Genomic DNA, 1,763 nt, shown 5'->3' on the forward strand with positions numbered 1-1,763 from the left:
ACTCAGATCAGTAATACCATTCTTCACTTCTAAAACTGATTGTTGCATTTTATCTACAAATAAGTTGAATCCTTTTGCTACTTGTCCAACTTCATCTTCAGAATATAATTTTAAACGGCGAGTTAAGTCACCTTCACCTTGGCTAATGTCATCTAAGGCATTTGCGGTATCACATAAGGGGCGGGTGATTTTAGCGGAAACATAAAGACTGATAAAAATCACAAGTACGATCAAAGCAGCACCAACAGTTCCTATAAGCACCATGGCTTTATTAATACTTGTATCAATCTTCATTCGAATGCTGGCAACTTCACTTTCAATATCATCAATATAAAAACCCGAGCCTACCATCCATTGAAATTTTTCTATTGGTTTTGCATATCCTAATTTTGCAACATCCCTATTGATAGATGGTTTGTTCCACATAAATTCAACATAATCACCCCCTTTTTTAGCACTCTCTATTAGTTTTTTGATGAAAGGAGTACCTTGAGGATCTTTGGCATCATAGAGGTTTTTCCCTTCAAGTTCGGGTTGTGCTGAGTGCACGACATTTTCACCATTATATTGAAAAACAAATATATAACCATCACTTGATTCACCATAATCAATACTACGCAAATAGCCTGCGACTTCATTTTTTATTTGCTCATCATTAATCCCACTCGCTTGTTCAACTAAACTGCTCACGGCAGACAATGATATATCAACGTAATTTTTAAGGGTGGCTCGTTTATCCTCCATCATAGTAATTTTAGTATTTTTAACTTGTTCTTCGCCAAGTTCCTGGAGTTGGATATTGACCAAAAACATAATAATTAATACTGCGAGCGTTATAGGAGCTATTGTAAGCAACAAAATTCTTTGCTTAATACTTAATGTGTTCATGATCACCCTTACTGGTTGGTGTGCTTTATAAGCAGGTAAAACTAAACGTTAAATTGATAGAAGATTTCAACATACCTATTTATAAATATTTATTTCTACAAAGTAGTACGTATAAAACTTTATTTTAGTATTAGAAATGACTCTAATCGATAAAAATTAATATTCATAAGTGACGTGAATTCAATCTAACCGACACATACTTTATTTAAAGCATCTACTTACATTGTAGGAAATATTATTATAATTTCCACTTTTTCATAATATTTCTAACTGCTTTTGATGTCAAAGCTTATTGTTTAAGTTAATGTTTAGGCTGTGTTTTATGATGGTAAATATAAGGAATAGCTTTTTGAACTTGCCTTATAACTATAGGTTTACCATTTTTGAAGCTATTAGGTTGCATCGGATTTAACGTTAAGTTTTCTATCCAATTATTACCACTGGTCATTTGAATGGGGGGCAAGGAGATTGAGTAAAGTTGTATCACTATCGAGTTCTGGTAATACTTTGCTTGCACTAAATGATACTCTTGGTTTTATATTTTACTCACCTATTTTGTCGCGCTGGCTCAAGTAACCTTATAATCACTAATAGAGGTATTATTATCAGTAGGTTGGTTTGTTATGGCTACATTTCTAAAAGTATCAAACCGCGCTTGCGTCATAAACTCTTCAAATAACATGGCGTATCTTCTCATAAACGGATGCTATTTTAGTTCAACTTAGCAGCTTGTTTACGCTTGAAGACGGGGATATTGTTGCCGGTAGTGAGTTTATAGGTAAAGTAAAAAAGGCAATCAAACACTTATCTCTGCTTCATGGTTGGCTAGCTAAACCTATATATAAGTGTATTAATAAGAGCGTTAGTTTATTACG

1 protein-coding gene is annotated in these 1,763 nt (G+C 33.5%); it reads right to left on the reverse strand.

All coding sequences use genetic code 11. The features are described from left to right. Positions 1-888: cache domain-containing protein (locus Q4496_RS17830; RefSeq protein ID WP_303603185.1), on the reverse strand; the 888-nt coding region annotated here is incomplete at its 3' end. Positions 889-1,763: the final 875 nt, after the last annotated feature.

It is taken from the genome of Colwellia sp. 5_MG-2023 (assembly GCF_030547795.1).
Taxonomy (GTDB): domain Bacteria; phylum Pseudomonadota; class Gammaproteobacteria; order Enterobacterales; family Alteromonadaceae; genus Colwellia.